Origin of the sequence: Streptomyces sp. NPDC001508, from assembly GCF_040298665.1 — a bacterium.
Taxonomy (GTDB): Bacteria; Actinomycetota; Actinomycetes; order Streptomycetales; family Streptomycetaceae; genus Streptomyces.
In genome coordinates, this window is sequence record NZ_JBEPAP010000042.1 from 1 (window position 1) to 26501 (window position 26501).

29 protein-coding genes are annotated in these 26501 nt (G+C 72.4%); 12 read left to right on the forward strand and 17 right to left on the reverse strand.

The genetic code is table 11. The annotated features are described in order from the left end of the window. The first annotated feature begins 184 nt into the window (after positions 1 to 184). Positions 185 to 670, forward strand: coding sequence for a hypothetical protein (locus ABT245_RS30235; RefSeq protein ID WP_502982229.1), 486 nt, complete (start codon positions 185 to 187; stop codon positions 668 to 670). Here ABT245_RS30235 and ABT245_RS30240 read toward each other — a convergent pair. Continuing rightward, positions 582 to 1094, reverse strand: a complete 513-nt coding sequence (locus tag ABT245_RS30240) for a hypothetical protein (RefSeq protein ID WP_351739472.1) — start codon at positions 1092 to 1094, stop codon at positions 582 to 584. The genes ABT245_RS30235 and ABT245_RS30240 overlap by 89 nt on opposite strands. Further along, entirely contained in the window at positions 1091 to 2320 is a 1230-nt protein-coding gene (locus ABT245_RS30245) for a molybdopterin-dependent oxidoreductase (RefSeq protein ID WP_351739475.1), read from the reverse strand. The genes ABT245_RS30240 and ABT245_RS30245 overlap by 4 nt, the downstream gene beginning before the upstream one ends. Before the next feature lie 113 nt (positions 2321 to 2433). Between ABT245_RS30245 and ABT245_RS30250 the strand changes: the two genes are divergently transcribed. Then, entirely contained in the window at positions 2434 to 3876 is a 1443-nt protein-coding gene (locus ABT245_RS30250) for a hypothetical protein (protein ID WP_351739478.1), read from the forward strand. Positions 3877 to 4115: 239 nt separating this feature from the next. Here the strand turns inward: ABT245_RS30250 and ABT245_RS30255 are convergent, their stop codons facing one another. From ABT245_RS30255 to ABT245_RS30275, 5 genes are all read right to left on the reverse strand, one after another. After that, positions 4116 to 5141, reverse strand: a complete 1026-nt coding sequence (locus ABT245_RS30255; protein ID WP_351739481.1) for an alcohol dehydrogenase — start codon at positions 5139 to 5141, stop codon at positions 4116 to 4118. Between the two features lie 107 nt (positions 5142 to 5248). Continuing rightward, positions 5249 to 5662, reverse strand: a complete 414-nt coding sequence (locus ABT245_RS30260; RefSeq protein ID WP_351739483.1) for a VOC family protein — start codon at positions 5660 to 5662, stop codon at positions 5249 to 5251. 120 nt (positions 5663 to 5782) lie between these two features. Next, positions 5783 to 6589: an SAM-dependent methyltransferase gene (locus tag ABT245_RS30265; protein WP_351739486.1), complete on the reverse strand. Its 807-nt coding sequence runs from the start codon at positions 6587 to 6589 to the stop codon at positions 5783 to 5785. Positions 6590 to 6632: 43 nt separating this feature from the next. Further along, positions 6633 to 6884, reverse strand: a complete 252-nt coding sequence (locus ABT245_RS30270; RefSeq protein ID WP_351739488.1) for a DUF397 domain-containing protein — start codon at positions 6882 to 6884, stop codon at positions 6633 to 6635. Continuing rightward, entirely contained in the window at positions 6881 to 7753 is an 873-nt protein-coding gene (locus ABT245_RS30275) for a Sco1979 family transcriptional regulator (RefSeq protein ID WP_351739490.1), read from the reverse strand. The genes ABT245_RS30270 and ABT245_RS30275 overlap by 4 nt, the downstream gene beginning before the upstream one ends. A gap of 312 nt (positions 7754 to 8065) precedes the next feature. Here ABT245_RS30275 and ABT245_RS30280 point away from each other — a divergent pair, with 312 nt between their 5' ends. Then, on the forward strand, positions 8066 to 8512 hold the full coding sequence (locus tag ABT245_RS30280; protein WP_351739493.1) for an ATP-binding protein: 447 nt from the start codon (positions 8066 to 8068) through the stop codon (positions 8510 to 8512). A gap of 478 nt (positions 8513 to 8990) precedes the next feature. On the opposite strand, the gene ABT245_RS30285 is transcribed toward ABT245_RS30280, so the two are convergent. Together ABT245_RS30285 and ABT245_RS30290 are read right to left on the reverse strand one after the other, a co-directional pair. Continuing rightward, positions 8991 to 9197: a ferredoxin gene (locus ABT245_RS30285; RefSeq protein WP_351739627.1), complete on the reverse strand. Its 207-nt coding sequence runs from the start codon at positions 9195 to 9197 to the stop codon at positions 8991 to 8993. Between the two features lie 32 nt (positions 9198 to 9229). Continuing rightward, positions 9230 to 10480 (reverse strand): cytochrome P450, encoded by a 1251-nt coding sequence (locus tag ABT245_RS30290; protein WP_502982227.1) that lies wholly within the window; start codon positions 10478 to 10480, stop codon positions 9230 to 9232. 158 nt (positions 10481 to 10638) lie between these two features. On the opposite strand from ABT245_RS30290, the gene ABT245_RS30295 reads away from it, so the two are divergent. Together ABT245_RS30295 and ABT245_RS30300 are read left to right on the forward strand one after the other, a co-directional pair. Next, complete coding sequence (locus ABT245_RS30295) at positions 10639 to 11136, forward strand: MarR family winged helix-turn-helix transcriptional regulator (RefSeq protein ID WP_351739496.1); 498 nt, start codon at positions 10639 to 10641, stop codon at positions 11134 to 11136. Positions 11137 to 11235: 99 nt separating this feature from the next. After that, complete coding sequence (locus ABT245_RS30300) at positions 11236 to 11682, forward strand: type II toxin-antitoxin system PemK/MazF family toxin (RefSeq protein WP_351739499.1); 447 nt, start codon at positions 11236 to 11238, stop codon at positions 11680 to 11682. Here ABT245_RS30300 and ABT245_RS30305 read toward each other — a convergent pair. After that, complete coding sequence (locus tag ABT245_RS30305; protein WP_351739501.1) at positions 11667 to 12098, reverse strand: hypothetical protein; 432 nt, start codon at positions 12096 to 12098, stop codon at positions 11667 to 11669. The two genes, ABT245_RS30300 and ABT245_RS30305, sit on opposite strands and share 16 nt — an antisense overlap. 467 nt (positions 12099 to 12565) lie before the next feature. On the opposite strand from ABT245_RS30305, the gene egtA reads away from it, so the two are divergent. Genes egtA through egtD form a run of 4 tightly spaced genes read left to right on the forward strand, consistent with a single transcriptional unit; the run spans position 12566 to position 16957 of the window. Then, positions 12566 to 13909, forward strand: a complete 1344-nt coding sequence (gene egtA, locus ABT245_RS30310; protein ID WP_351739504.1) for an ergothioneine biosynthesis glutamate--cysteine ligase EgtA — start codon at positions 12566 to 12568, stop codon at positions 13907 to 13909. Then, entirely contained in the window at positions 13906 to 15222 is a 1317-nt protein-coding gene (egtB, locus tag ABT245_RS30315) for an ergothioneine biosynthesis protein EgtB (protein ID WP_351739507.1), read from the forward strand. Before egtA ends, egtB begins: the two co-directional genes overlap by 4 nt. Continuing rightward, on the forward strand, positions 15222 to 15998 hold the full coding sequence (gene egtC, locus ABT245_RS30320; protein WP_351739509.1) for an ergothioneine biosynthesis protein EgtC: 777 nt from the start codon (positions 15222 to 15224) through the stop codon (positions 15996 to 15998). The genes egtB and egtC overlap by 1 nt, the downstream gene beginning before the upstream one ends. Further along, complete coding sequence (gene egtD, locus ABT245_RS30325; protein ID WP_351739511.1) at positions 15995 to 16957, forward strand: L-histidine N(alpha)-methyltransferase; 963 nt, start codon at positions 15995 to 15997, stop codon at positions 16955 to 16957. The genes egtC and egtD overlap by 4 nt, the downstream gene beginning before the upstream one ends. Before the next feature lie 24 nt (positions 16958 to 16981). Here egtD and ABT245_RS30330 read toward each other — a convergent pair whose 3' ends face one another. Next, the gene (locus tag ABT245_RS30330; RefSeq protein ID WP_351739633.1) at positions 16982 to 18238 is read right to left on the reverse strand and encodes an extracellular solute-binding protein; all 1257 of its coding nucleotides are present in this window, start codon (positions 18236 to 18238) and stop codon (positions 16982 to 16984) included. A 247-nt stretch (positions 18239 to 18485) separates the two neighbouring features. Here ABT245_RS30330 and ABT245_RS30335 point away from each other — a divergent pair, with 247 nt between their 5' ends. Further along, positions 18486 to 18701 (forward strand): dodecin, encoded by a 216-nt coding sequence (locus ABT245_RS30335; protein ID WP_351739513.1) that lies wholly within the window; start codon positions 18486 to 18488, stop codon positions 18699 to 18701. Positions 18702 to 18731: 30 nt separating this feature from the next. On the opposite strand, the gene ABT245_RS30340 is transcribed toward ABT245_RS30335, so the two are convergent. Next, the gene (locus ABT245_RS30340) at positions 18732 to 19223 is read right to left on the reverse strand and encodes a phosphatase domain-containing protein (RefSeq protein ID WP_351739516.1); all 492 of its coding nucleotides are present in this window, start codon (positions 19221 to 19223) and stop codon (positions 18732 to 18734) included. A gap of 228 nt (positions 19224 to 19451) precedes the next feature. On the opposite strand from ABT245_RS30340, the gene ABT245_RS30345 reads away from it, so the two are divergent. Beyond that, complete coding sequence (locus ABT245_RS30345; protein WP_351739519.1) at positions 19452 to 20465, forward strand: LLM class flavin-dependent oxidoreductase; 1014 nt, start codon at positions 19452 to 19454, stop codon at positions 20463 to 20465. A 199-nt stretch (positions 20466 to 20664) separates the two neighbouring features. Continuing rightward, positions 20665 to 20856 (forward strand): antitoxin, encoded by a 192-nt coding sequence (locus ABT245_RS30350; RefSeq protein ID WP_351739521.1) that lies wholly within the window; start codon positions 20665 to 20667, stop codon positions 20854 to 20856. A 104-nt stretch (positions 20857 to 20960) separates the two neighbouring features. Here ABT245_RS30350 and ABT245_RS30355 read toward each other — a convergent pair whose 3' ends face one another. The 5 genes from ABT245_RS30355 to ABT245_RS30375 all read right to left on the reverse strand — a co-directional run bounded on the left by ABT245_RS30355 (position 20961) and on the right by ABT245_RS30375 (position 26390). Continuing rightward, positions 20961 to 21809 (reverse strand): lysophospholipid acyltransferase family protein, encoded by an 849-nt coding sequence (locus ABT245_RS30355; RefSeq protein WP_351739524.1) that lies wholly within the window; start codon positions 21807 to 21809, stop codon positions 20961 to 20963. After that, positions 21809 to 22579, reverse strand: coding sequence for a GNAT family N-acetyltransferase (locus tag ABT245_RS30360; RefSeq protein WP_351739527.1), 771 nt, complete (start codon positions 22577 to 22579; stop codon positions 21809 to 21811). Before ABT245_RS30360 ends, ABT245_RS30355 begins: the two co-directional genes overlap by 1 nt. 442 nt (positions 22580 to 23021) lie before the next feature. Next, complete coding sequence (locus tag ABT245_RS30365; protein WP_351739529.1) at positions 23022 to 23762, reverse strand: succinate dehydrogenase/fumarate reductase iron-sulfur subunit; 741 nt, start codon at positions 23760 to 23762, stop codon at positions 23022 to 23024. Next, positions 23759 to 25717, reverse strand: coding sequence for a fumarate reductase/succinate dehydrogenase flavoprotein subunit (locus ABT245_RS30370; protein ID WP_351739532.1), 1959 nt, complete (start codon positions 25715 to 25717; stop codon positions 23759 to 23761). The genes ABT245_RS30365 and ABT245_RS30370 overlap by 4 nt, the downstream gene beginning before the upstream one ends. Before the next feature lies 1 nt (position 25718). Then, on the reverse strand, positions 25719 to 26390 hold the full coding sequence (locus tag ABT245_RS30375; RefSeq protein WP_351739635.1) for a succinate dehydrogenase: 672 nt from the start codon (positions 26388 to 26390) through the stop codon (positions 25719 to 25721). Positions 26391 to 26501: the final 111 nt, after the last annotated feature.

The following is a 26501-nucleotide window of genomic DNA, read 5'->3' on the forward strand; positions in this document are numbered from 1 at the left end:
CCGGGGGTGCAGCCCCAGCCGGGCCAGCCGCAGCCCCCGCGGCGTCGCCCGCCCCGCCGGGTCCACCACGCCGATCGCCGTCAGCACCTCGCGCGCCGCCGCCATCGCCCCGCCCGGCGGAGTTCAGGTACTGGAGCGCTGCGAGGGCACGGTGCTCGACGTGGGATGCGGGTCCGGGCGGCTGGTGGCCGCGCTCGCCGCGCGGGGCCGTTGTGCGCTGGGCACAGACGTCAGCGAGGCCGCCGTCCGCCACACCGTGCGCAGCGGCGGCCAAGCGCTGTGCCGCTCGGTCTTCGAACGGTTCCCCGGCGAGGGCCGCTGGGGCACGCTGCTGCTCATGGACGGCGACATCGGCATCGGCGGCGACCCGGGCGCGCTGCTGCTGCGGCCGGCTCGCCTCGCGGCCCCGGCCGTGCTGCTGGTCGTCGAGACCGCGCCGCTGGACGTCGACGAACGCGTCCGGGTGCAGGTCGTCCGCGCCGGCGGCGCGGTGGGCAGCCCCTCCCCCCGGGCGCGGCTCGGCACATCGGCCCTGCTGCGGTGCGCGCGGCGTACGGGCCGGCGTGCCGTCGGTCCGTCGGTCAGTGGGCGGCGGGCGGGCGGTGCTTCGCCGCCCTGCGCAGCCGCACCGCGAGCACCACCGCGGAACCGGCGAACAGCAGGGCGGTGATCAGCAGCCAGCGGGCCGGGTAGCCGTCCGTGGACTGCCCGGCGGCCAGCCGGTACGACTGGTCCACCGCCCCGGTGATCAGCGGGGACCAGATCAGGAACAGCAGCAGCGACAGGGCGGCGGGCACCCGCAGCCAGTGCGCCCGCTCCCGGCGGCCGACCGCCGCGCAGCCCCGTACCAGGGCGCGGTCGGCCGTCGAGTACAGCGGCAGCAGCACCAGGTCGTGCAGCAGCGCCGCCCCCACGAACCACAGGGCCACACCGAACCAGTCACCGGCCAGCAGCCGTACGGCCGCATAGCCGGCCAGCGCGAACGAGCCGGCCAGCAGGAGGATGTGCAGCGGGTTGCCGACGGGGAACCGGCGCCCGGCGATCCGCCGCCGCACGGTCCGCGACGGGTTGCCGGCCGGGACCCGTCGCTTCATCGCAGCTCTCCGAAGGTCATCCGGGCCACCCACTTGGTGTTGATCACACCGGGTGCCGCGGGCACGATCACGCGCGCCGGGTAGCCGTGATCGGGGTCCAGGTCCTCGCCGTTGACGTACAGGGCGAGCAGGGAGCGCTCGTCGCCGACCTGGTTGGCGCGCAGGGCGCCGCTCCGGAAGGCGCCGTGCCGCTGCAACGACTCGACGTACACATCCGTCGGACGGTCGTGGCCGGCCAGCGCGGCCAGGTCGCGCAGCCGCACCCCGCGCCACCACTGGTCGCAGGTCGACCAGCCCTCCACGCAGGCGATCGGCAGCGCCGAGCTGTGCAGCGGCATGCGTTCCAGGTCGGCCCGGCTCAGCCGGAGGGTTCCGTTCGGGCCGGCGACCACCAGCCGCCAGGTGTCCGCGGCGGTCTGCGCCGGGTCGATCCGGGCGTACGCGGCCGTCTTGTTGATCTGGAAGCCGTTCGGGCCGCTGCCCGGTTCGGACCCGCCGTGCGGAGCGAGCAGGGCGGTCTGCCGGGCCACTCCGTCGAAGCTGTGCCCCACGGTCGTACCGAACAGCAGCAGCGAGCCGCCGCCGACCAGCCGCATGGCGCCGCGCCGTGACACGGTGGGCGGGTCGGGCCGCGGGGCGACCAGTTCGCTCCGCTCCTGCCGCAGGCCCCGCACGGCGCGCAGGGCCGCCGGGAACTTCAGGACGGCGTGCGCGACGAACGCGGCGAAGAACACCCACGCGCCGTAGAAGTGCAGCGGGTAGAAGGAGCCGGGGAAGACGTAGTCGAGCTGGATGTTGAGCACGCCCGTGACGAACTCGAACAGGGCGCCGCCGACCAGGAGCAGCAGCGAGATCCGCTCCAGGGCGTGGGCGAGCGAGCGGGCCGGCGGCAGGGTGAAGAGCTTCGGCGCGACCGACCACAGCTTGGCCAGCAGCACCGGGATCAGGGTGACGCCCAGCGTGACGTGGACGCCCTGGGTGAACCGGTACAGCCAGGCCGGACTGGTCGGCCAGGCGAAGAGGTAGAAGCCGAGGAGGCCCTTGTCGGGTGTCTGGTCGTTGACCGGCGACAGGTCCGGGTTGTAGGAGGCGTACGAGAGCAGGCCGGTCACGAACAGCACGGTGATGCCGGCGAGCAGGACGAGGCCGAGCACCGCGGTGAACCGGGTGCCGCGCACGGGGCTGCGCCAAAAGCCCGGCGAGGTGGGGAGCCGTTGATCGCGCATGCCCCGACCGTAGGCCGCGATCGCCCCCAGAACGGGTGCGCGACCCATGACGAAACGCTGACGTCCGTCGTGTGCGCCACCGGTCGCGCCGCCCGCGCGCCTAGCGTTCCGCTGTGACCCGCTCGCCCCGCCTCCCGCTCCGCGACCTGTGCGCCCCCGGGGCCGCCGCCCTGCTCGTCCTGCTGGCCGTGCTGGTCGGCCGGCACATCCAGGACACCCGGCACACCCTGTTCGTCAACTGGCCGCCGCTGTTCGCGGTGTGGGAGCCGCATGTGGGTCCCGGCACCCCCGCGGCCGTCGGCATGGCGGTGGCCACCGTGGGGTACGGACCCGCGCTGGCGGCCCGGCTGCCGTGGCGGGCGCTGCTCGCCGCGGCCTGGGCCGCGGCCATGGCCTGGATCTGGTCGCTCGCGCTGGTCGACGGCTGGCGGCGGGGCGTCGCCGGCCGGCTCACCACCCGCGAGGAGTATCTGCGGGTCATCGGCCGCTTCCCCGATGTCCCGGGCGCCCTGCGGGACTTCACGCACCACATCGTGGCCGGTTCCCCGGACCCGTGGCCCGCCCATGTCGCCGGGCATCCCCCGGGTGCCACGCTCACCTTCGTGCTGCTCGACCGGATCGGGCTGCGCGGCGGCGGCTGGGCGGGCGTCTGGTGCATCACGGTGGGCGCGACGGCGTGTGTGGCGGTGCTGGTCGGGGTGCGGGCGCTGGCCGATGAGCGGCTGGCGCGCCGGGCGGCGCCGTTCCTGGTGCTGGCTCCGGCCGCGGTGTGGCTCGGCGCCTCGGCCGACGCGTACTTCGCCGCCGTCGCCGCCTGGGCCGTGGCGCTGCTCGCCCTGGCCGTCACGGGCGGGTCGCCCTGGCCGGCGGCGGGCTCCGGACTGCTGTTCGGGCTGACCTGCTATCTCTCCTACGGGCTCATCCTGTTCGCGGTGATCGCGGCGGCGGTGCTGGTGCTCGGCCGGCGCCGGGTCCGGGAGCGACCCGCCCTGCTCGCGGCGCCGGCCGCCGGGCTTGCGGTGGTTCCGGCGGCGTTCACGCTCGCCGGGTTCGACTGGTGGGAGGGATACCGGCTGCTGGTCACCCGCTACTACCAGGGCGTGGGCGGGGTCCGTCCGTACGGCTACTGGGTGTGGGCCGATCTCGCCTGCGCGGTGGTCTGTACGGGGCCGGCGACGGTGGCGGGCCTCGCGCGGGCCGGCGGGACGCTCGCCCGCCGGCCCGGCGCGGCCCTGTCCCGCCCGGACGGCGACGGTGGCCCGGACGACGGTGGTGACCCGGGCGACGGTGGTGGCCCGGACGGCGGTGGTGACTCGGGCGACGGTGGTGGCCCGGGCGCCGCCGCCCGGCTCGCGCTGCTCGTCGCCGCGGCCCTGCTCGCGCTGCTGGTCGCCGACGTCTCCGGCATGAGCAAGGCCGAGACGGAACGCATCTGGCTGCCCTTCGCGATGTGGCTGCTCGCGTGCTGCGCGTTCCTCGACCGTCCGCGCTGCTGGCTGGCGGCCCAGGCGGTGCTCGCCCTGCTCGTCAACCACCTTCTACTGACGGGCTGGTGAAGCCGACGGCGGGACCGAGATACATGCACACGGGTGGGCCCGGACACGGGCGGGCGCCCGGGAAGACCGCCAACCGCCGGGCGGCATGGTGTCGAGCAGGGGCAGGGCGTAGCGGACCTTCCGCGACAGATGAAGAGCGGTGGCGGCGTCGTGGGCGGTGTCCGCGGCGAAGCCTCGGCGGCCAGGCCCCGCCGGGCCCCGCCCCGTCCGGGCGTCGGGGACGCGTCGTGGTGGGGGCGTCAGGCGGTGGTGAGCACCATCCGGAAGCGCGCGCCTCCGGAGAGCATCTTCCGGTACGCCTCGTCGGCCCGGTCCAGCGGCACGATCTCGGTCATCGGCCGGATCCCGTGCAGGACGCTGAACGCCATGGTGTCCGCCACGTCCTGCGCGGTGCCGGAGGGGTGGCCGCGGACCACCCTGCCGGTCATCAGCAGCTGGACCGGGCTGATCCCGAGCGGTGCGTCCGACGCCCCGATGACGACCAGTTCGCCCCGGGGCGTGAGCCCGTCCACGGTCTGGGTGATCGCGGCGGAGTCGCCGGCGGTGGCGAGCAGCACCTTGACCCCGCCGAGCGAGCGCAGGGCGTCCGCGACGGGCGTGCCCGAGGTGCTGTCGACGTAGTGGTGGGCGCCGAGCTGCTTGGCGAGGTCGGCCTTCTCGGCCCCGCGGGCGATGGCCACGGTCTCGAAGCCCATGGCGACGGCGTACTTCACCGCGAGGTGGCCGAGACCGCCGATGCCGAGCACGGCGACCAGGTCACCGGGCCGGGCGGAGCTGCGCCGCAGCCCGTTGAACGTGGTCACGCCCGCGCAGGCCATGGGCCCCGCGTCGGTCGCGGCCAGGCCCTCCGGGATCCGGGCCAGGGCGTCGACGGGGGCGACCACCGTCTGGGCGAAGCCGCCGTCGTAGGCCCAGCCGGGAACCTTGAGGTTCTCGCAGACGATGAAGTCGCCGCGCCGGCAGGGTGTGCAGTGGCCGCAGCTGCCGCCGAACCAGCCCACCGCGACCCGGTCCCCGACCCGCCAGCCCTTGTCGCGTGTGCCCTCGCCCAGTTCCTCGATGCGCCCGGCGATCTCATGCCCGGGCACCACCGGGAACCGTACGCCGGGCACGGCGGCGTTCACGAAGAAGGCATCGCTGTGGCAGACACCGCAGGCCTCCACGGCGATCCGGACGTGACCGGGGCCCGGGTGCGGCCGGTCCCGCTCGACGATCTCGAACGATCCGCCCGCGGCGGGCACCTGCGCGACTGTGTAGCTGCTCATGTGACGCTCCGGGAACGAGTACGACGGCCCAGAGCACCAGCACACCAGCTTCTCGCCGATCGCGCGCGCCGAGCGGCCCCGCGCCGAACGCACCCGCGCCGGGCGGGTCAGCTCCGCGGCTGTGCGATGTCGACCATCCAGGGCACACCGAAACGGTCCGTGCACATGCCGAAGACATCGCCCCACATCTGCTCCTCCAGCGGCAGGGACACCGTGCCGCCGGCGGACAGCTTCTCCCAGTAGCCCCGCAGCTCGCTCTCGTCGTCGCCGCTCACGCTCACCGCGAAGGCGTTGCCGACGGTGTGGTCGAGGCCGACCGGGGCGTCGGCTCCCATCAGGGTGTATCCGCTCGGGGTCGCCAGCATGGCGTGCATGATGCGGTCGGCGCCCGGGGCGTCCGGCTCCCCGAATTCGCCGTACGTGCTGACGGTCAGGTCGCCGCCGAAGACGTCCCGGTAGAACTCCATCGCCTGCCGGGCGTCGCCGCTGAAGCTGAGGTAGGGGTTGAGGCGCGAGACCATGGGAACCTCCGGCACATGTGTGGGTGGTCACTGGCTCGCACCGTAACGCGGACCGCCGGCAACGGCCCGCCGAGGGGCGTTGCCGGACCCGTCGGCGACGCCCCGCCACCGTCCCTGCGGCTACGCCTTGATGCCCACGCCCGCCCAGAGGCTGACCTCGGCGTCCGTGAGCGTATCGGCAGCGTCGGGCCGCCAGCGGTGGCCGACGATGATGCCCGGGTCGATCAGGTCGAGCCCGTCGAAGAAGCGGGCGACCTCCTTCTGGGCGCGGAACTGCACCGGGGTCCCGGCGTCGGTGTAGATCGCGGTGACCTTCTCCCAGGTGGCGGGGTCGAAGTCGGGCGTGCAGTGGCTCAGGGCCAGCGCGCTGCCGACGGGCAGGGCGTCGAGGAAGCGGTTCACGATGCCGTACGGGTCCTGCGCGTCGGTGATGAAGTGCATCAGCGCGTTCAGGGACAGCGCGACCGGCTGCTCGAAGTCGATCACCTCGGCCAGTTCCACGGCCGCGAGCAGGGACTCCGGGTCGTTGACGTCCGCCTCTATGTACGTGGTGCGGCCCTGCGGGGTGCTGCGCATCAGGCGCTCGGCGTACTTGAGGACGAGCGGGTCGTTGTCGGCGTAGACCACTCGGGCCTCGGGGACCACGGACTGGGCGACCTGGTGCAGGTTCGGCTCGGTGGGGATGCCGGTGCCTATGTCGAGCCACTGCCGGATGCCGTGCTCCCGGGCCAGCACCCGGGTGGCCCGGTGCATGAAGGCCCGGTTCTCCCGGGCGCACACGAAGATGCCGGGGTAGGCGTCGGCGACGGCCTCGGCGGCCCGCTTGTCGACCTCGAAGTGGTCCTTGCCACCGAGGTAGTAGTCGTACATACGGGCCGAGTGCGGCCTGCTGGTGTCCAGGTCCCGGCCGGCGTGGCTGTTGGTCATCCTGTCCCCTTCGGAGTGTGCGTCGGTGTACCGGCAGGCCGGTTCAGCCGACCGTGAGGTGGTCGGCCATGCCTTGTTTGACCCCGCGGACGAAGGCGCTGATCTCCTCGGGGGTGTAGATCAGCGCGGGTCCGGCCGGGTCGGTCGACTGGCGGACGGCGACCCGGCCGTCCGCGAGTTGCTTCGTCTCCACGCACTGACCGCCGTTGGGCCCGCTCCACGGGTGCTCCCAACCCAGCTCGCCCAGCTCCAAGGCGGGCATACCGTTGTAGACAGTGTTGTCGGTGGTGGTCATGAGTACTCCTTGCGCATGCGGTTCAAGAGCACCTTGCTGTCCTCGGACGAGGTCAGCAGTGACATGCGGGTGTGCGCCTCCAGGTGGGCGACCACGTCTTCGCGTTCGTCCAGATACATCGAGGCGGACAGGATCTCGCTGTAGACGATGTCGGGCAGTTCCGGTTCCTCGAACCGGAAGTAGGTGAAGGGAGCGCACGCCCCGACGTGGGCGCCGGCGGAGAAGGGCACGATGTCGATGCTGACGTGGTCGAGTTCGGATGCCTCAAGCAGCCGGTCGATCTGCTCGCGCATCACCTGGGGGCCGCCGACCGCCCGGTGCAGCACGGCCTCCTCCATGACCACCCACAGGGTGGGCGCGTCCGGCTTCTCCAACAGGCCCTGGCGGCGCAGCCGCAGGTCGACGCGGCGCTCCAGCTCCTCGTCGCTGCCGTTGGGGATGCCGCCGCGCAGGACGTCGCGCGCGTAGGCGGGCGTCTGGAGCAGACCGGTGACGTAGTGGGGTTCGTAGGTGCGCAGGGTCTTCGCGCCGGTCTCCAGACTCACGTACGCCGTGAACCAGTTGGGCAGTACGTCACGGTAGGTGTGCCACCAGCCGGGCTCGTTGGCCCGCTCGGCCATGGCGACGAACTCGTCTATCTCCTGCCGCCCCGCCCCGTAGGTCTCCAGGAGTTTCTCGACGTAGAGCGGCTTGAGGGCGACCTCCGCCTTCTCCAGGCGCCGGATCGTCAGCGGCTTGACACGCAGCGCCTTGGCCGCGTCCTCCAGCGAGGCGCCCGCCTGTTGCCGCATGTCCTGCAAGCGACGGCCGAGGATCATGCGCAGGACCGTGGGTGCGCTGGTGCCGGTGCCGGACCTGACTTCGCTCACGTCCTACCTCCTGAAGGGCCGTCACCCATACGAGTCTGACAGTGACTTGAGGAGAACGCCAGACCGATACCGTCTCGCTGAAATTATCAGAGAGTCGCTTGCAGCATGAAGTGAGTGCCGAGCATAGTTGACCGTGTGAGCGAACTCGCCGCAGCTGTGGTGTGCGGTCAATTTCTGTTGACCAGACGGAAGTTGCCGCCCCGGGCGTTCGAAAGACAACGGGTCACCCCCTGAACGCACCCCTCGCCCATGGGGTTTCCCGTTAGCTGACCCGGCCCCGCCCGCGCCCGTCCCCCTTGGAAGGCGATCTCCGTGACCCCCCACACGACCTCCACCGTCCATCGCGACGCCGCCCATGCGCCGCTCCGTGAACACTGGTTCGGCCTTCCGGCGCTGAGCACCAGCGTGAAGGTGGCGCGCGACACCGTACGCGAACGGCTGTGCGCCTGGCGGGTGCCCGGCGACCTGTGCTGCGACGCCGTACTGCTCATCTCCGAGCTGACCACCAACGCGGTCATCCACACGGGCAGTTCCCGCTTCCTGTGCGGCATAGCGCTGGCCGGCGACGAGTGCCTGCGCATCGAGGTGCACGACGACGACCGCACCACCTGCCGTCCGGCCGGGCGCCGGCCCGGCCCTCGCGACGAGAGCGGCCGGGGTCTGCTGCTGGTCCACCAACTCGCCGCGGCCTGGGGAGCCGACCGTTCGCCCCGGACCGAGGGCACGGTGGTCTGGGCGGACCTACGGACCGACGCCTGACCCGACCGGATCGGGCCCGAGGGGGCCCTTGCGACGACGGAACGGACGAGGCGCCGACCGCGACACCGCGCCCTCCCCACCGACCGTGCCGTCGGGGGTGACGGCACGACCGACAACGACCCGGACCCGGCACGGGCGACGCCACCGGACATCGGGCCCACCGGCACATCGCCGTACCGCAAAGCGCCGTACAGCAACGCACCGCCAGCAGCAATGCCACGACCGAAAGCCGAAAATCAGGGCAACTCCCAGCCGGCCCCACCACACCCGACGGCCACCCGAACCACCACCGGACGCCCAGACCGCCCCTCCCCACCGGCCGAGCCGTCGGGGGCGACGGCACGACCGACAACGACCCGGACCCGGCACGGGCGACGCCACCGGACATCGGGCCCACCGCGCCCGCGCGAATCCGCGACCGATGGCGGCCCGTTCCGTCGAACCGGGCGGGGGCGCCGGGCGTCGTACTCCGGTCGGCTCAGGTGTTCGGGTCGTCGGTCACCGTGATGGCGCCCGTCGGGCAGACGGCCGCCGCCTCGCGCACGGACGCGTGCCGGTCCGGCGCGGGCCGCGCGTCGAGCAGGACGACGACACCGTCGTCGTCGCGCTGGTCGAACACCTCGGGCGCGGTCAGCACGCACTGCCCCGCACCACAGCAACGGTCTTGGTCCACGCTGACCTTCACCGGGCGGTCCCCTTCCTTCAGATGCGGTCCGGTCACCAGTCCACCGGCACGGCGCTCAGTCCGCCCACCAGGAGGCCCTGGACGCGCGGCAGTTCCTCGGCGGGCACCGCCAGCCGGAGGGTGGGCAGCCTGCGCAGCAGGACCTCCAGGGCGACCTGGAGTTCCGTACGGGCCAGGGCCTGCCCCAGGCAGGAGTGCGGCCCGGCGCCGAAGGTCAGATGGGGGTTCGGGGACCGGGTGAGGTCCATCCGGTCGGCGTCGGCGAAGGCCCGCTCGTCCCGGTTGGCGGCGGGCATGCTGCATACGACGGTGGTGCCGCTCGGCAGCAGCTCGCCGTCGATCTCGATGTCCTCGGTGAGGTGCCGCCGCATGCCGAAGCCGAGGTTGGCGTCGAACCGCAGCGACTCCTCCACCGCGGTGCGCACCAGGGAGGGGTCGGCCAGCAGCCGCTCCCACCGGCTGCGGTCGGCGAGCAGCATGGAGACCATTTTGCCGATCATGTTCGCGGTGGTCTCATGGCCCGCGACCAGCAGGCCCATGCCGGTGGCGAGGAGTTCCTGGTCGGTCAGCCCCTGACCGTCCGTCGCGCTCTCCTTGATCAGCATGCTGAGCAGGTCGTCGCCGGGCCGCGCCCGGGTCGCCTCGATATGGGCGGACATGTATGCGGCGAAATCATCGTGCGCCGCCCTGGTCTGCTCGCCGGAGAAGCGGGTGACGTTCAGGAAGGCGTCGGACCAGTGGGAGAAGCGGTCGCGGTCCTCGGCGGGCACGCCCAGGATGTCGCAGATGACGTAGACGGGCAGCGGGAAGCCGAGACCGGCCTTCAGGTCGCCGGGCCGGCCGCGCCGGATCATCTCGTCCACCAGGTGTTCGGCGGTGCGCACCATCCCGGGGCGCAGTGCCGTCATGCGCTTGGCGGTGAAGTACTTGCCGACCTGGCGCCGCCACCGCTGATGGGGCTCGCCGCGGTCCGGCAGGGTCAGCGCGCCGTCGCCGTCGGCCGCGGGGCCGCCCACGCCCTCGGGGGCGATGCGGGCGGCGCCGTCCCCGGCCTTGGGCCGGGTGAAGCGGGCGTCGGTGAGGAGTGCCTTGATGTGGTCGTAGCGGGTCAGATAGGCCGCCCGGTCCCCGCTGGGGAGTTCGACGGTGGCCACCGGGCACTGCCGGCGCAGCCGCTCCCATGCGGCGGGGGGCTCCAGGGGGCTGTCGGTGGGCAGGGGCAGACGAAGGACCTGGTCGTCGGGGCGCATCTGGTTCTCCTCGTGGGGGGGGTGGAGATTCATGGCGGGGGGTGGGGCGCACAGACGCGAATGCGGTCACGCACGACGCTACTGTCATCGTGCATCATGCATCAAGTGTGCATGATGCACTCCTGCTTCTCCTCGTATGGCGTGTTTTCACCGTAGGGTGAGCCGACGGTCCCGGGGACGGAGGATTCGGCGTGGATGCCCGAGAGGCAGGGGAACGCATCGAGCGGGAGCTGCTGATACTGACGCGCCACCGGGACCTGCCCTCCCCTCGCGGTGTGCGCGGCGGCGACGAACTGGACCGCAGCGCCTATGTGCTGCTCAGCAGGCTGGAGGCACAGGGTCCGATGTCCGTGCCGGACTTCGTCGAGGCCTTCGGGCTCGCCGCGTCGACGTTCACCCGGCAGACCTCCGCCCTGCTGCGGCAGGGGCTGGTGGAGCGGACACCCGACCCGGCCGGCGGGATGGCCCGCAAGTACCGGATCACCGAGGAGGGCCTGCGGCGACTGGCCGTACAGCGCGGGGTCATGACCGACGGTCTCGCCCGGGTCGTCGCCGAGTGGACACCCGAACGCCGGCGGCGCTTCATCGCGGACCTGCGTCAGTTCAACGCGGACATCGAACGCCTCACCCACCGCCCCTGGCCCAGAACCGGCTCCCCCCGCCCCGCCGTCGCCGACGAACCGCCCTGACAGGGGGATTCCGGGTGCACCGGACCCGGCAGTTCACCGAGAAGCACACCAGGTCCGGCCGCGCGCGAGTGCTGCGCAGGGACCCTCTAGGGTTCCCCCGTGACTGCCTTTACCGATGAAGACGTCCCGGGCCGTTACGGCCCCGCCGCCACCACCGAGGCCGACCCCCGCGGGGTGGGCCGGGTGCGCACCGAGTACGCGCCCGCGCACGACGGCGACCCGGACCCCGGGGAGATCGTGTGGACCTGGGTGCCGTTCGAGGAGAACGACGGTCGCGGCAAGGACCGGCCGGTGCTGGTCGTGGCCCGCGAGGCGGCCGGCACCCTGCTGGCGGTGCAGCTGTCGAGCAAGCGGCACGACGGCGACCGGGAGTGGGTGGCGATCGGCAGCGGGCCGTGGGACCGCTCGGGGCGGGACTCCTGGGTGGACGTGGACCGGGTGCTGCGGCTGCACGAGGAGGGCATGCGCCGGGAGGCGTGCGCCCTGGACCGGATGCGCTTCAACCTGGTGGTGCACCGGCTGCGGGAGCGCTACGGCTGGCACTGAGACACCCCGGACGGCCGCACGAAGGCGTTCCGCACCACGGCCTCAGGCGTGCGGTCCAGCACTGCGTACACCACGTGTTCGCCCGTCCCGGGCGAATCGCCCGCCGGGGCCGAGCAGGGCGTGGAAGGCGCCCGCCACCTGCGCGGGAGCGTCCAGAGTGCGGCACAGGGCCTCCTCCTGGGCCCGCACGCCATCCTTCGGCCCGCACGCCGTTCTCCGGGCTGCGCGCCGTTGAGGTATCCGCCACCCGGATGGGGGTACCCCCTGCTCGAACTAAGTTGAGAGCTTGAGGGGAGCGCCGAGGCGATATTCAGGACGGCCACCGGCGCGGCGGCCGGCCGGGCCGCGGCCTGGAGGCTGCTCTCGCCCGTGACCTCGAAGAACGTGTCGGCGGGCAGGGCGGGTGGCACCTGCACCGGCCCCGGTCCGTACAGCCGTGTGCCGTCGCGCGCGGCGTCGATCGCCGCGGCCGGTGCGACCTACGCTCAGCCCGCCGCCCGGGACGTCCGGACGCGCCCGCGATCGAGGTGTCCGGCGGGTGTGCGACAGGCCCCGGCCGCCACGATCCGCTCCGGCTGCCGCGCCGTCGCACGCACGCGCGCGCTCACGCCGCCACCCCCGTGGGCGTCCTGAACGCGCGCCGTGCGCTCTCCCCCGCCGTGCTCATATCCGCATCGTGGGTGATGCTGGTGCTGCGGTGCAACGGGGTTTCCCGGCCCGGGAACGTGCTGGAAACGCCCAGGGAAACGGAGGTGACCGATCCGGAACGCCCGGTTGCGCACCCTTGTGCGATTCGCTCCCAGGGTCTTGGGTGGGACGAGTCCCGTCCGGCCCCACCGGAATCCGGGCCGGTGGCATGGTGGAATCTCAGGAGGATCCCGACATGTCGGATGCATCTACCGCTTCGGCGGGCGACTGTACGGCGTCCCGTACCGCCCTCACCGAGGCCGAGGTCGAAGCGCTCGTCCGCGGCATCTGCTTCAAGACGGGCCCGCCGCGCGCCCTCGGCGTGGAAGTGGAATGGCTCGTCCACGAGTTGCGCACCCCGCAGCTCCCCGTGACACCCGAACGACTCGAAGCGGCCTACGCCGCACTGCGGTCCGTGCCCCTGAGGTCGGCGCTCACTGTCGAGCCCGGCGGCCAGCTGGAGCTGAGTTCGCCGCCCGCCGCCTCGCTGATGGAGTGCATCGGCACCGTCTCCGCCGATCTCGACGCCGTCCGCGCGACCTTGCGCCGCGACGGCCTCCATCTGGTCGGCCTCGGCCACGACCCCTGGCACCCGCCGCGCCGGTTCCTGCGCGAACCCCGCTACGACGCGATGGAGGCATGTCTGGACCGGACGGGTCCGGCCGGCCGGCACATGATGTGCGCCTCGGCCTCCGTCCAGGTGTGCCTGGACGCCGGCCACGAGGAGCCCGGACCGCTCGGACACGGGCGGCGCTGGTGGCTGGCGCACCAGCTGGGTCCGGTCCTGGTGGCCGCGTTCGCCAACTCGCCGCTGACCGGGCGGCGGCCCACCGGCTGGCGCTCCACGCGGCAGCTGCTGTGGATGGAGATCGGGCCGGGCCGGGCCGGCGCGCCCCCGCTGGGCGGCGCGCCGCGCGCCGCCTGGGCCCGGCACGTCCTGGACGCGCCGGTGATGTGCGTACGCCGGGACGGCGGCCCGTGGACGGTCCCCGACGGGCTCAGCTTCCGCGACTGGACCCGGTCCCGCACGCCCCGGGCACCCACCCGGGAGGACCTTGACTACCATCTGACGACCCTGTTCCCGCCGGTCAGACCGCGCGGCCATCTGGAGCTGCGCATGATCGACGCGCAGCCCGGCGAGGACGGCTGGATCGTGCCGCTCGCCGTGACGGCCGCGCTCTTCGACGACCCGCAGGCCGCCGAGACCGCTTATCGGGCCGTGAAGCCCCTGGCCGAACGCTCGCTCGCGCGACCCGCGCCGCACAATCCGGTGTGGCTGGACGCGGCGCGCTCCGGCCTCGACGACCCCGAACTGCACGAGGCGGCGGTCGACTGTTTCACGGCGGCCCTTGAGGCCCTGCCCCGGCTCGGCGCCACCACCGAGGTCATGGACGCCGTCGCGGCGTACCACGACCGCTATGTCCGCCGGGGCCGCTGCCCCGCCGACGACCTGCTCGACGCACTGCGCGCCCCGGAGGGGCGGACCCGGCTCCGCACGGTGAACGCGCATCCCGCCCACGGGAAGGACTTCCCCGCATGACCGTCCCCGAGATGGACGGCGAGGCCGTCCGCGAGCGCGCGCTGGCCTCGCTCACCCGGGCCCGGGCCCGCACCACCCTGCTGACCGGCTGTGTCGAGGAGCCCGACCTCGTCGCGCAGCACTCGCCGCTGATGTCCCCGCTGGTGTGGGACCTCGCCCACATCGGCAACCAGGAGGAGCTGTGGCTGCTGCGGGCGGTCGGCGGGCGGGAGGCGATGCGCCCGGAGATAGACAGCCTGTACGACGCCTTCGAGCATCCGCGCGCCGAGCGTCCCACGCTGCCGCTGCTGCCGCCCGACGAGGCCCGCCGGTACGCGGCCGAGGTGCGCGGCCACGCCCTCGACCTGCTGGAGAGCACCGCGTTCCGCGGGAGCCAGCTGACCGAGGCCGGTTTCGCCTTCGGGATGATCGCACAGCACGAACAGCAGCACGACGAGACCATGCTGATCACCCATCAGCTCCGCAAGGGCCCACCGGCGCTGACCGCGCCCGACCCCGCTCCGGCGCCGCCGCTCGACGGACCGGCCGAAGTCCTGGTCCCCGGGGGCCCGTTCACCATGGGCACCTCCACCGAGCCATGGGCACTGGACAACGAACGGCCCGCGCACCGGCGGGAGGTGGCACCCTTCCACATCGACACCGCCGCGGTGACCAACGCCGCGTACCAGGCGTTCATCGAGGACGGCGGCTACACCGACGAACGCTGGTGGGCGCCGGCGGGCTGGGAGCACATCCGCCGGCACGGCATCGTCGCGCCGCTGTTCTGGCATCGCGACGGCGGTCAGTGGCTGCGTCGGCACTTCGGTGTCACCGAGGTCGTACCGCCCGACGAACCGGTGCTGCACGTGTGCTGGTACGAGGCGGACGCGTACGCGCGCTGGGCCGGGCGGCGGCTGCCCACCGAGGCGGAGTGGGAGAAGGCCGCCCGTTACGATCCCGTCCAGGGCCGTTCGACGCGCTACCCGTGGGGTGACGCCGACCCGGCGCCCGAGCACGCCAACCTGGGCCAGCGCCATCTGCGGCCGGCCCCGGCCGGCAGCTGTCCGGCCGGCGCGTCGCCGCTCGGCGTCCACCAGTTGATCGGCGACGTCTGGGAGTGGACGGCGAGCGACTTCCTGCCGTACCCGGGCTTCACCGCGTTCCCGTACAAGGAGTACTCGGAGGTGTTCTTCGGGTCCGGCCACAAGGTGCTGCGCGGCGGTTCCTTCGCGGTGGACCCGGTGGCCTGCCGGGGCACGTTCCGCAACTGGGACTACCCGATACGGCGGCAGATCTTCGCCGGGTTCCGCACCGCCCGCTCGGGAGATCTCTGATGTGCCGGCACCTGGCCTACCTGGGGCCCGAGGAAACTCTCGGCCGGCTCCTGGTGGACCCGCCGCACGGCCTGTACCGGCAGTCGTGGGCACCGCGACGCCAGCGGTACGGGACGGTCAACGCCGACGGCTTCGGGGTGGGCTGGTACGCGCCGGGCGACCCGGTGCCCGCCCGCTACCGGCAGCCCGGGCCGATCTGGGCCGATGCGTCCTTCGCCGACCTGGCCCGGGTCGTACGGACCGGCGCACTGCTCGCCGCGGTCCGCGACGCCACCCTGCCGGGCGCGGACGGCGCGGCCGCGGCGGCGCCGTTCGCCGGGGACCGCTGGCTGTTCAGCCACAACGGCGCCATCGCCGGGTGGCCCGCGGCGGCGGCACCGCTGGTGCCCGGTCTGCCGCCGGTCGAGATGCTGTCGCTCGAGGCGCGCACCGACTCGGCGTTCGTCTGGGCGCTGCTGCTGCACCGGCTGCGCGCGGGCGAGGACCCCGGCTGGGCGCTGGCCGGCACGGTCCGTGAGCTGGCCGAGGCGGCCCCGGCCTCGCGGCTCAACCTGCTGCTGACCGACGGCGCCCGCCTGCTGGCCACCGCCTGGGGCGACACCCTCTGGTACCACACCGGGCCGGGCGGCGGCACCGTCGTCGCCTCCGAGCCGTACGACGACGATCCGCGCTGGCGGGAGGTGCCCGACCGCACCCTGCTCCGGGCGGACCGCGCCGAGGTCCGGCTCAGCTCGCTCAAGGACCCGGCACCCGCACCCAAGGAGCCTTGCACGTGACTCCCCTGCACATCACCCGCACCCTCCCCGAGGACGCCACGGACGCGGCGCTGCGCGCCGACGTCCGCCGCGGCCTGACCGCGACCCCCAAGACGCTGCCGCCGAAGTGGTTCTACGACGCGCGGGGCAGCGAGCTGTTCGAGCAGATCACCGAACTGCCCGAGTACTACCCGACGCGCGCCGAGCGGGAGATCCTGCTCGCCCGGGCCGACGAGATCGCCGCCGCGACCCGGGCCCGCACCCTGGTCGAACTGGGCTCGGGATCCTCGGACAAGACCCGGCACCTGATCGACGCTCTCACCGCCCTGCGCGTCTACGTCCCGGTGGACGTCAGCGAGAGCGCGCTCGTCGGGGCCGGCCGGGCTCTCATCGAGGAGCGGCCGGGGCTCACCGTGCACGCCCTGATCGCGGACTTCACGGCCGGGCTTGCCCTGCCGCGGACGCCCGGCCCGAGGCTGCTGGCCTTCCTCGGCGGCACGATCGGCAATCTGCTGCCGGCCGAACGGGCCGTCTTCCTGGCCTCGGTGCGGCGTCTGCTGTCGCCGGGCGACGCCCTGCTCCTCGGCACGGACCTGGTCAAGGACGAGCGGACCCTCGTCCGGGCGTACGACGACGCGGCCGGGGTGACGGCCGCGTTCGACAAGAACGTGCTGGCCGTCGTCAACCGCGAGCTGGGCGCCGACTTCGATCCGGACGCGTTCGACCATGTGGCGCTGTGGGACGCGGAGAACGAGTGGATCGAGATGCGGCTGCGCGCCCGCACCGCCCAGACGGTGAAGGTCCCCGCGCTGGACCTCGCCGTGGACTTCACGGCGGGCGAGGAACTGCGCACCGAGGTGTCGGCGAAGTTCCGCGAGGCCGGGGTGACCGCGGAACTGGCCGCCGCGGGACTGGGTTTGACCCACTGGTGGACCGACACGGAGGGCCGCTTCGCGTTGTCGCTGAGCATGGCACGGTGAGACAGCGAGACGGTGAGGTGCTCCTCAGTCAAGGCCCGGGGCGAGCGCCTCCGTGATCCGTTCGGAGGCGCGGCGGGCCTCGGTCTGCGGGTCCGCGCCGCCCAGCACCCGGGTCATGTACTCCTTGATCGGGTTGTCGGCCTCGACCGCGGTCCACTGCGGCGTGTTGGGGGTCGCCCGGCCGTGTGCGGCGCCGGCCGCCATGGCGGCGACCCCCTCCGCGCCGCCGACGGCGCTCGCCAGCGTCGTCTTGTTGGGCACGTAGTTCATGGTGCGGGCCAGTTCGGTGTTCCACTTGGCGCCGGTGAGCGCGGCGACCACGGCCACGGCCCCGTCCGGGTCGTCGGTGTTCTGCGGCACCACCAGGTCGGAGCCTCCGGTGAACACCGACCCGGGCCGGTCGGCGGTCCGGCCGGGCACCGGGAAGTAGCCCAGCTTGCCCTTGAGTTCGGGGTTCTGCTGGAGGATGGACTGGGTGAGCCCGGGCACGGCCACGATCTGCGCCACCTTGCCGTCCGCGAACACACCGGCCTGCGGCGGGTGTTCCTCGTCGGCGTCGACGGGGCCCGCCCCGAGCGCCTGGAGCCGGCGGTAGAAGTCCATGCCGCTCAGCGCGACCGGGGTGTCCAGGGTGCCCTGCCACAGGCCGTCGCTCTCCTCGGCGAGTTCCCCGCCCTCGTCCCAGATGAACCCGGAGAGCGTGTACCAGTCCTGGCCGGCGAGGTAGATGCCCTGGTTGCCGTCCGAGTTGAGCTTCTCGGTGTCGGCGAGCCACTCCTCGCGGGTCCTGGGCGGCCGGCTGATGCCGGCCTGCTCGAACAGGTCCTTGCGGTAGATGACGACGCGGTTGGCGGCGTACCAGGGGATGCCGAACTGGCGGGAGCCGTCCTGGCCGGGTTCGGCGAGGCCGGGCAGCCAGTGGCGCTTGTCCCAGTCGCGCATCGACTCCAGCGACAGGTCGGTCAGCCGGCCGCCCTCGACGTACTGCGAGACCTGGGTGTTGCCGACCTCGATGACGTCGGGGCCCGTCCCGGAGTCACCCCTGAGCGCCTTGTGCACCTTGTCGACGATTCCGGTCCATTCCTGGACGCGGAATTCGAGGCGGATGTCCTGGTGGTCATGCTCGAAGTCCTCGCTGAAGCGGTCCAGGAAGCTCTGCGAGGCGCTGCCCTTCATCAGCCACACGGTGACCGTGTGGCGCTCGCTGCCGCCCGGCAGCATGCCGCAGCCGACGGCGAGGAAGGCGGACGCACAGCAGAGGGCGAGCAGACGGCGTCGCACCGGAACCAGTCTCACGAGGGGTCCTGTTCTGTCTGACGGACAGGGGGAAGGGGCCCGACGTGGGGGGACGAGCGGTGGCTCGTACGGGTGTGTCGATTTTGGTATGGACCAATACGAGGGTCAAGTCGCGCCCGGAGGTACGGATGCGACGCCTCGCGCCCAACCGCCGCATACGGCACGGTTGAGTGACGCGTGCCACACCGGCCGCCGGGCACGCGTGGCGCGGCCAGGGCCGAGAGGAGCACGCATGTCCCACCACACCTACCGGGTCACCGAGATCGTCGGCACCTCGCACGAAGGCGTCGACCAGGCCATCCGCAACGGCATCGCCCGCGCCGGACAGACGCTGCGCAACCTGGACTGGTTCGAGGTGACGCAGATCAGGGGGCAGATCGAGGACGGGCGCATCGAGCACTACCAGGTCGGCCTGAAGGTAGGCTTCCGCATCGAGGGCGAGGAGTGAGGCACCACCGGCGGGCCGTCGGCGGCCGGCTCAGGTCCGGCCCTCCCGCTCCTGGGCGTCCGCCAGCGCCGCGGACCGGTCCGCCCAGCGGGCACGTACGACCGTGAAACCGGCCCGCTCGGCGTCGTCGCACACCAGTTCGTCGTCGTCCACGAGGACACGGACCTCGCGCTCGCGGGCCAGCCGGCGCAGGATCTCCAGCTTGGTGAACCGGGCGGGCCTGCGGTCGGCACGGGAGCGCATGAGCAGGCGGCCCTCCGGCAGTCCCTGAACGGCGAGCCAGTCGAGCGTGTCGCGCCGGCAGTGTTCGGGCCGCCCGGTCAGATAGACGATGTCGCACTCCCCCGCGCTCTCCTCGACCAGCGCCACGCCCTCGGCGATCGGCGGGTCCTGCGGCGCGGCGGCGAAGAATCCGTCCCAGTCGCGCGGCCTGCCCTCCAGGAACCGCTGCCGGTGCGCGGTGTCGGCAAGCGTGTTGTCAAGATCGAACACGGCCACCGGCCGCCCCCTGCTGTCCCTCATCCGCCCCACCTTAGGGACGCGGGGACCACGAAACAACCACACACAACCCGCACACCCGATCGACGCTTGCGCGGTCCGGCGCCGCGGGCTCAGGGGCGCGAGGAACTGCGCAAACAACCACAACCCACCCGCACACCCCACGGCGCTCAAGCCACCCGCCGCTGACGGCCAAGGCCGGCGCCGGCCAACCGACGGGAATCCCAAAGCCCCCACAGTGTTGACACCCATGTGAGCCCGCTGATCCACAGAACCCGCTTCTCCGTCCTCGACCGTTCCCGCACCCGCGAGGGACACCCGCACGCCGAGGCGCTGCGCGACACCGTGGCGCTGGCCCGGGAACTGGAAGCGCTCGGCTACCACCGCTTCTGGGTCTCCGAGCACCACGGCGTGCCCGGCGTCGCGGGCTCCGCACCGACGGTGCTGGCCGCGGCCGTGGCCGCCGCGACGCACACGATCCGGGTCGGCACCGGCGGTGTGATGCTGCCCAACCACCAATCCCTGGTCGTGGCCGAGCAGTTCGGCGTCCTGGAGTCGCTGTTTCCGGGGCGGATCGACATGGGCCTCGGCCGCTCCGTGGGCTTCACCGACGGGGTCCGCAAGGCCCTCGGGCGCGACAAGAGCGCCGCCGAGGACTTCGCGGCGCAACTCGACCAACTGCTCGGCTGGTTCCGCGGCGGCTCTCCGACGGGGGTGCACGCCCGCCCGGCGGAGGGGCTGCGGGTGCCGCCGTTCCTGCTCGCCATGGGCGAGGGCGCCGGCATCGCGGCCCGCGCCGGGCTGCCCCTGGTCATCGGCGATCTGCGCGGCCGCGAGCGGATGCTGCGCGGCATCGACGCGTACCGGACCGGCTTTCGGCCCTCGCCGTGGGCTTCGCAGCCCTACGTCGTGATCTCGGGCACGATCGCGGTGGCCGGCACCGAGGCGGCGGCCCGGCGGCTGCTCGTCCCGGAGGCCTGGTCCATGGCGTACTCCCGCACGCACGGCACCTTCCCCCCGCTGCTCCCGGCCGAGGCGGTAGAGGCCCGCGTCATGACCGCGAAGGAACGTGGCTGCTACGAGTCCGCCCTGAGCGGCCATATCGCCGGCACCGGGGACCGGGTCGGGCACGAGCTGGAGACGGTGCTCAAGGAGACCGGGGCCGACGAGGTCCTGGTCACGACCAGCACCTACGACCGTACGGCCCTGCTCGACTCCTACCGGCGCCTGGCCCGGATCATCAGCCCCGCGACCGCCTCCGCTTGATCTCCGGGGCGGTCAGCCCTGCACGGCCGCCGGCTTGTCGGCGCGGACCGTCACCGAGCCGTCGGCAGGCATACCTCTGTCCAAACTGACACACGGCGGACACTCATGCATCCGTACGACGGCGCCCGGCCGAGATGCGAACCGTGTCGCGGCCGGTGAGGCTGGGAGAGGAACCTCTACATCAGCTAGGAGGGTTGCCATGTCCCTCATGGACAAGCTCAAGGGCATGCTCAAAGGGCACGAGGACCAGGCGAGCAAGGGCATCGACAAGGCCGGCGACTACGTCGACGAGAGGACCGGCAACAAGTACCAGTCCCAGGTCGACACGGCACAGCAGAAGATGAAGGACGAGCTGGGCGGCCAGGACCGGGACGTACCTCCGCATCCATAGACCCGCGACCACCGGGAACAGGCGACCGCGCGAGGGCTGTAGGCGGGTGTGTGCTGCTGCCGCCCGGCGTCTTCTACAGGCGGGTGTGTGTCTGCGGCTTCGGTTCAGGCCGCACGGGCGGGGAGCGGCGGTTCCACCCGTGAGACGCCGGTGACCAGGGCCGCATGGGTCCAGTCGGGTTCGTGCGCGGCCGGTTCGGCGGCCCGGGCGAGGGAACGGCGGTCGGGATGACGGCCCGCCGGGATCACCGGCCGGACCTCCACCTCGGCCACCAGCCCGCGCGACATCGCCACCCGCCACATCGAGGCGAGCAGCGTGTCCTCGCCGACGAAGGCCGGGGCGGTGCTCACCGGGCCGTCCACGACCCGGTAGTGCAGACGCACCGGCTGGACCGGTACGCCCGCGTCGAGGGAGGCCTGGAAGACGGCCCGGTGGAAGCGGCCCTGGGCCCGCCCGCACCAGGTGCTGCCCTCCGGGAAGGCCACGACCGCGGCACCGCCGCGCAGCGCCTGCGCGACACGGGCGACGGTGCCAGGCAGGGCGCGCAACCGGTCGCGTTCGATGAACAGGACGCCGGCCCGGGCCGCCACGGCCCCGGCCACGGGCCATCGGCGGATCTCCGTCTTGGCGAGCATCCGCGCCGGGCGTACGGCGGCCAGCAACGGGATGTCCAGCCAGGAGATGTGGTTGGCCACCAGGAGCAGACCGCCGGTGGGCGCGGCGGTGCCGGTGATGCGGACCTGAACCCCGGCGGCCCGCACGATCGCCCGGCACCACCGCCCGACCAGCCCGGCGGGGATCCTCCCGCCGAGCGGGGACAGCACGATCCCGGTCAGCACCAGGACCGCGACCCCGGTGATCCGCAGCACGGCGCGCGGTACGGCCACCGCGGACCCCGTCGGCTCCACGCACGCCCCCGGGGTGCAGGGCGCGCTGGGCAGCCAGGCGCTCATCAGGCCGGGACGAGCGAGAGGAAGTGCCGCAGATAGCGCGAGTTGACCCGGCGCATCGACAGCAGCACGTACAGGTCGGCGACCCCGAAGTCCGGGTCGTGCGCGGGCTCGGCGCACACCCAGGCGCCGAGCCGGAGGTAGCCGCGCAGCAGCGCCGGCAGTTCGGTCCGCTCGGTCGGCGCCTCGGCCTTCGGCACCCACGGCAGCAGGGGCCGTACCCGGAACTCCTCGGGGGCCAGGTACTTGGCGCTGACCCGGTGCCAGGTGGCGGAGGCGAGGGCGCCGCCGTCGGCGAGCGGTATGGAGCAGCAGCCGGCCAGCCATTCGTGCCCGCGGTCCACCATGTAGCGGGCTATCCCGGCCCAGATCAGCCCGATGACGGTGCCGTCGCGGTGGTCGGGGTGCACGCAGGAGCGGCCGACCTCGACCAGGCCCGGCCGGATGCCGTCGAGCGCGGTCAGATCGAACTCGCCCTCGGAGTAGAGTCGTCCGGCGACCGCGGCCCGGTCCGGGGGCAGTAGCCGGTAGGTGCCGACGACCTGCCCGGTCATGGTGTCGCGCACGAGCAGGTGGTCGCAGTACGCGTCGAAGGGGTCGATGTCGTGGCCCGGCTGCGGGGTGGACAGCAGGGCGCCCATCTCCCCGGCGAAGACCTCGTGCCGCAGCCGCTGGGCGGCACGCACGTCGGCCTCGTCGGCGGCGAGCGTGACGGTGTAGCGGGTGGGGGCCGCGGGCTGTGGGGGGCGGTCGAGGGTGGAAACGCCGGTCATGGCTCTCTCCTGGTCACGGGCCGGGTCGGCGAAGCGGACGGCGGACCGGTGGGATTCGGTCTGCCGCACCTGTTCTTCCGATGCCGACTGACCTCCGCGTGACCGGCGCAGAGAAAGCGGGTGTGAGGTTGTTGAACGGCTCGCTCCAGCGGGCGCCGCACAAGCGAGACGGGGCCGGTGAGCACCACTCCCGACCCCGCCCGTCCGCCCCAAGGCGAACGCCCTCAACCGCGCCCCACAGGAGCGCGGGGAACTACCCCCGCAGAGGGGCGCGGGGAACTGCGCGACAAGCCACCACGCACCCGCACCCGAGCAGCCCCGAGCCACCCCCACAGGCACAGGGGCGCGGGGAACTGCGCGACGAGCCACCACGCACCCGCACCCGAAACACACCCCGAGCCACCCGCACAGGGGCTCGGGGAACTGCGTAGAACAGCCCGCACTACCCCTTCCGTACAGCCCGCAGCCATTCCTTGTTCATGCTGGTGATGGACATCAGCGGGATGCCCTTCGGGCAGGCGGTGGCGCACTCCCCGGCGAGCGTGCAGCCACCGAACCCCTCCGCGTCCATCTGCGCCACCATGTCCAGCACACGTGTCTCCCGCTCGGGCGCCCCCTGCGGCAGCACGTTGAGGTGGTTGACCTTGGCGGAGGTGAACAGCATCGCCGCCCCGTTCGGGCAGGCGGCGACGCACGCCCCGCATCCGATGCACTCCGCGTGCTCGAACGCGAAGTCGGCGTCCGGCTTGGGTACGGGCGTCGCATGGGCCTCGGGCGCGGCCCCGGTCGGCGCCGTGATGTAGCCGCCGGCCTGGATGATCCGGTCGAACGCGGACCGGTCCACCACCAGGTCCTTGATCACCGGGAACGCCGAGGCACGCCACGGCTCGATGTCGATCGTGTCGCCGTCCTTGAAGGACCGCATGTGCAGCTGGCAGGTGGTGGTGCGCTCGGGTCCGTGCGCATCGCCGTTGATCACCAGGCTGCAGGCGCCGCAGATGCCCTCGCGGCAGTCGTGGTCGAAGGCGACCGGGTCCTCGCCCTTGAGGATGAGTTCCTCGTTGAGCGTGTCGAGCATCTCCAGGAAGGACATGTCGGAGGAGATCCCGTCCACCTCGTAGGTGGACATGGCGCCTTCGGCGTCGGCGTTGCGCTGCCGCCAGACGCGCAGGGTGAGCTTCATGCGTAGCTCCGCTGAGTGGGGTGGACGTACTCGAAGGCCAGGTCTTCCCTGTGCAGGACGGGCGCCTCGCCGGTGCCGGTGAACTCCCAGGCGGCGGCGTAGGAGAACGCGTCGTCCTTGCGGGCCGCCTCGCCGTCGGGCGTCTGGGACTCCTCACGGAAGTGGCCGCCGCAGGACTCGTCGCGGTGCAGCGCGTCGAGGCACATCAGCTCTGCCAGTTCCAGGTAGTCGACGATGCGGTTGGCCTTCTCCAGCGACTGGTTGAACTCCTCGCCGGTGCCGGGCACCTTGATGCGCCGCCAGAACTCCGCACGGATCTGCGGGATGCGCTCCAGCGCCTTGCGCAGTCCGGCGTCGCTGCGTGCCATGCCGCAGAACTCCCACATGAGTTCGCCGAGTTCGCGGTGGAAGGAGTCGGGGGTGCGGTCGCCGTCGACGGAGAGCAGCAGGTTGAGGCGGTCCTCGGTGTCGGCCAAGGCCTCCTGGACGACGGGGTGTTCGGCGGTGACCGTCTCCTGGTGCGGATGGCGGGCCAGGTAGTCGTTGATGGTGGCCGGCAGGACGAAGTAGCCGTCCGCCAGCCCCTGCATCAGGGCCGATGCGCCGAGCCGGTTGGCGCCGTGGTCGGAGAAGTTGGCCTCGCCGACGGCGAACAGGCCGGGGATCGTCGTCTGCAGGTCGTAGTCGACCCACAGGCCGCCCATCGTGTAGTGCACGGCCGGGTAGATGCGCATCGGCACCTCGTACGGATCCTCGTCGGTGATCCGCTGGTACATGTCGAAGAGGTTGCCGTACTTGGCTTCGACGGCCTTGCGGCCCATCCGCTGGATCGCGTCGGCGAAGTCCAGGTACACGCCCTGCCCGCCGGGGCCCACTCCCCTGCCCTCGTCGCAGACGTTCTTGGCGGCGCGGGAGGCGATGTCACGCGGCACCAGGTTGCCGAAGGACGGGTAGATGCGCTCCAGGTAGTAGTCGCGCTCGTCCTCGGGGATCCGGTTCGGCGGGCGGGTGTCGCCCTTGGCCTTCGGCACCCAGATCCGGCCGTCGTTGCGCAGCGACTCGCTCATCAGGGTGAGCTTGGACTGGTGGTCCCCGGTGCGCGGGATGCACGTGGGGTGGATCTGGGTGAAACACGGGTTGGCGAAGTAGGCGCCGCGGCGATGGGCCCGCCAGATCGCGGTGGCGTTGGAGTTCATGGCGTTGGTCGACAGGTAGAAGACATTGCCGTAGCCGCCGCTGGCGAGGACGACGGCGTCGGCGACGTATGTGTCGATCTTCCCGGTGATCAGGTCGCGTGCCACGATGCCGCGGGCCCGCCCGTCGATGACGATCAGGTCCAGCATCTCGGTGCGCGGATGCATCTCCACGTTCCCGGCGGCGATCTGCCGGGACAGCGCCTGGTAGGCGCCGAGCAGCAGTTGCTGGCCCGTCTGGCCGCGTGCGTAGAAGGTGCGGGAGACCTGGACACCGCCGAAGGAGCGGGTGTCGAGCAGGCCGCCGTACTCGCGCGCGAACGGCACACCCTGGGCCACGCACTGGTCGATGATCTCCACGGAGATCTGGGCGAGCCGGTGCACATTGGACTCGCGGGCGCGGAAGTCGCCGCCCTTGACGGTGTCGTAGAACAGCCGGTGGATCGAGTCGCCGTCGTTGCGGTAGTTCTTCGCGGCGTTGATGCCGCCCTGCGCGGCGATGGAGTGGGCGCGGCGCGGGGAGTCCTGGTAGCAGAACTGGACGACGTGGTAGCCCTGTTCGGCGAGTGTGGCGCCCGCGGAGCCGCCGGCGAGGCCGGTGCCGACGACGATCACCGTGTGCTTGCGGCGGTTGGCGGGGTTGACCAGTTTCGCCTCGAAGCGGCGCTTGTCCCAGCGTTCCTCGATCGGTCCGGTCGGGGCCTTCGCGTCGACGACCGGCTCGCCGGTCGCGTAGTCCGTGTAGACGGTGGGGATGGTCATGTCAGCTCAGCACTCCGGTCATGACGCCCACGGGTACGGCGATGAAGCCGGCCGTGAGCAGCAACGCGAGGACGTTGGCGACGGTCTTCAGGGCGCGGTCGCGGGTGCGGCTGCCGACGCCGAGGGTCTGGGCGGCGCTCCAGAAGCCGTGCCGCACATGCAGGCCGAGCGCGAGCATCGCGACGATGTAGATGACGTTGCCGTACCAGGTGGAGAAGGTGTCGACGACGTTCTGGTAGGGGTGGCCCTCCTCAAAGCCGCCGGAGTGCACGGTGCCGGTGGTCAGGTCCAGGATGTGCCAGACGATGAACAGGGCGAGGATGATCCCGCCCCAGCGCATGGTGCGCGTCGCGTAGCTCGCCCGCGGCTTCTTGTGCACATACCTGCTCGGGCGGGCCCTGAGGTCGCGGCGGCTGAGCTGGTACGCGGAGACGGCGTGCGCGACGACGGCGACGACAAGGACGACGCGGATGACCCACAGCGTCCACTCGTAGTGCATGAACGGTTCGCCGATGGTGCGCAGCCAGTGGCCGTAGTGGTTGAAGTCACCCGGGCCGAAGAAGATCTTCAGATTGCCGAACATGTGGACGGCCAGGTACAGCAGCATGATCAGGCCGCTGACCGCCATCACGGTCTTCTTGCCGACGGAGCTGTCCCACATCGCGCGCGCCATGGACGGCCGTCGGTCCGTCCGCGTTGCCAGTGCCATGCCCTGCACGCTAGGGCCGTTCGGCCCTATCGGTCCAAGACATGGTCCAGCTCGATTCCATAGGCACTGGCTATG

What these genes read in the sequence shown, in the direction of transcription:
- ABT245_RS30370 (WP_351739532.1), bottom strand. Translation starts at nt 25,717, where the DNA reads ATGACCATCCCCACCGTCTACACGGACTACGCGACCGGCGAGCCGGTC.
- ABT245_RS30260 (WP_351739483.1), bottom strand. Translation starts at nt 5,662, where the DNA reads ATGGTCTCGCGCCTCAACCCCTACCTCAGCTTCAGCGGCGACGCCCGG.
- egtC (WP_351739509.1), top strand. Translation starts at nt 15,222, where the DNA reads ATGTGCCGGCACCTGGCCTACCTGGGGCCCGAGGAAACTCTCGGCCGG.
- ABT245_RS30245 (WP_351739475.1), bottom strand. Translation starts at nt 2,320, where the DNA reads ATGCGCGATCAACGGCTCCCCACCTCGCCGGGCTTTTGGCGCAGCCCC.
- egtA (WP_351739504.1), top strand. Translation starts at nt 12,566, where the DNA reads ATGTCGGATGCATCTACCGCTTCGGCGGGCGACTGTACGGCGTCCCGT.
- ABT245_RS30360 (WP_351739527.1), bottom strand. Translation starts at nt 22,579, where the DNA reads ATGACCGGCGTTTCCACCCTCGACCGCCCCCCACAGCCCGCGGCCCCC.
- ABT245_RS30355 (WP_351739524.1), bottom strand. Translation starts at nt 21,809, where the DNA reads ATGAGCGCCTGGCTGCCCAGCGCGCCCTGCACCCCGGGGGCGTGCGTG.
- ABT245_RS30335 (WP_351739513.1), top strand. Translation starts at nt 18,486, where the DNA reads ATGTCCCACCACACCTACCGGGTCACCGAGATCGTCGGCACCTCGCAC.
- ABT245_RS30375 (WP_351739635.1), bottom strand. Translation starts at nt 26,390, where the DNA reads ATGGCGCGCGCGATGTGGGACAGCTCCGTCGGCAAGAAGACCGTGATG.
- ABT245_RS30350 (WP_351739521.1), top strand. Translation starts at nt 20,665, where the DNA reads ATGTCCCTCATGGACAAGCTCAAGGGCATGCTCAAAGGGCACGAGGAC.
- egtB (WP_351739507.1), top strand. Translation starts at nt 13,906, where the DNA reads ATGACCGTCCCCGAGATGGACGGCGAGGCCGTCCGCGAGCGCGCGCTG.
- ABT245_RS30270 (WP_351739488.1), bottom strand. Translation starts at nt 6,884, where the DNA reads ATGACCACCACCGACAACACTGTCTACAACGGTATGCCCGCCTTGGAG.
- ABT245_RS30340 (WP_351739516.1), bottom strand. Translation starts at nt 19,223, where the DNA reads ATGAGGGACAGCAGGGGGCGGCCGGTGGCCGTGTTCGATCTTGACAAC.
- ABT245_RS30265 (WP_351739486.1), bottom strand. Translation starts at nt 6,589, where the DNA reads ATGACCAACAGCCACGCCGGCCGGGACCTGGACACCAGCAGGCCGCAC.
- ABT245_RS30365 (WP_351739529.1), bottom strand. Translation starts at nt 23,762, where the DNA reads ATGAAGCTCACCCTGCGCGTCTGGCGGCAGCGCAACGCCGACGCCGAA.
- ABT245_RS30290 (WP_502982227.1), bottom strand. Translation starts at nt 10,480, where the DNA reads ATGAATCTCCACCCCCCCCACGAGGAGAACCAGATGCGCCCCGACGAC.
- ABT245_RS30240 (WP_351739472.1), bottom strand. Translation starts at nt 1,094, where the DNA reads ATGAAGCGACGGGTCCCGGCCGGCAACCCGTCGCGGACCGTGCGGCGG.
- ABT245_RS30255 (WP_351739481.1), bottom strand. Translation starts at nt 5,141, where the DNA reads ATGAGCAGCTACACAGTCGCGCAGGTGCCCGCCGCGGGCGGATCGTTC.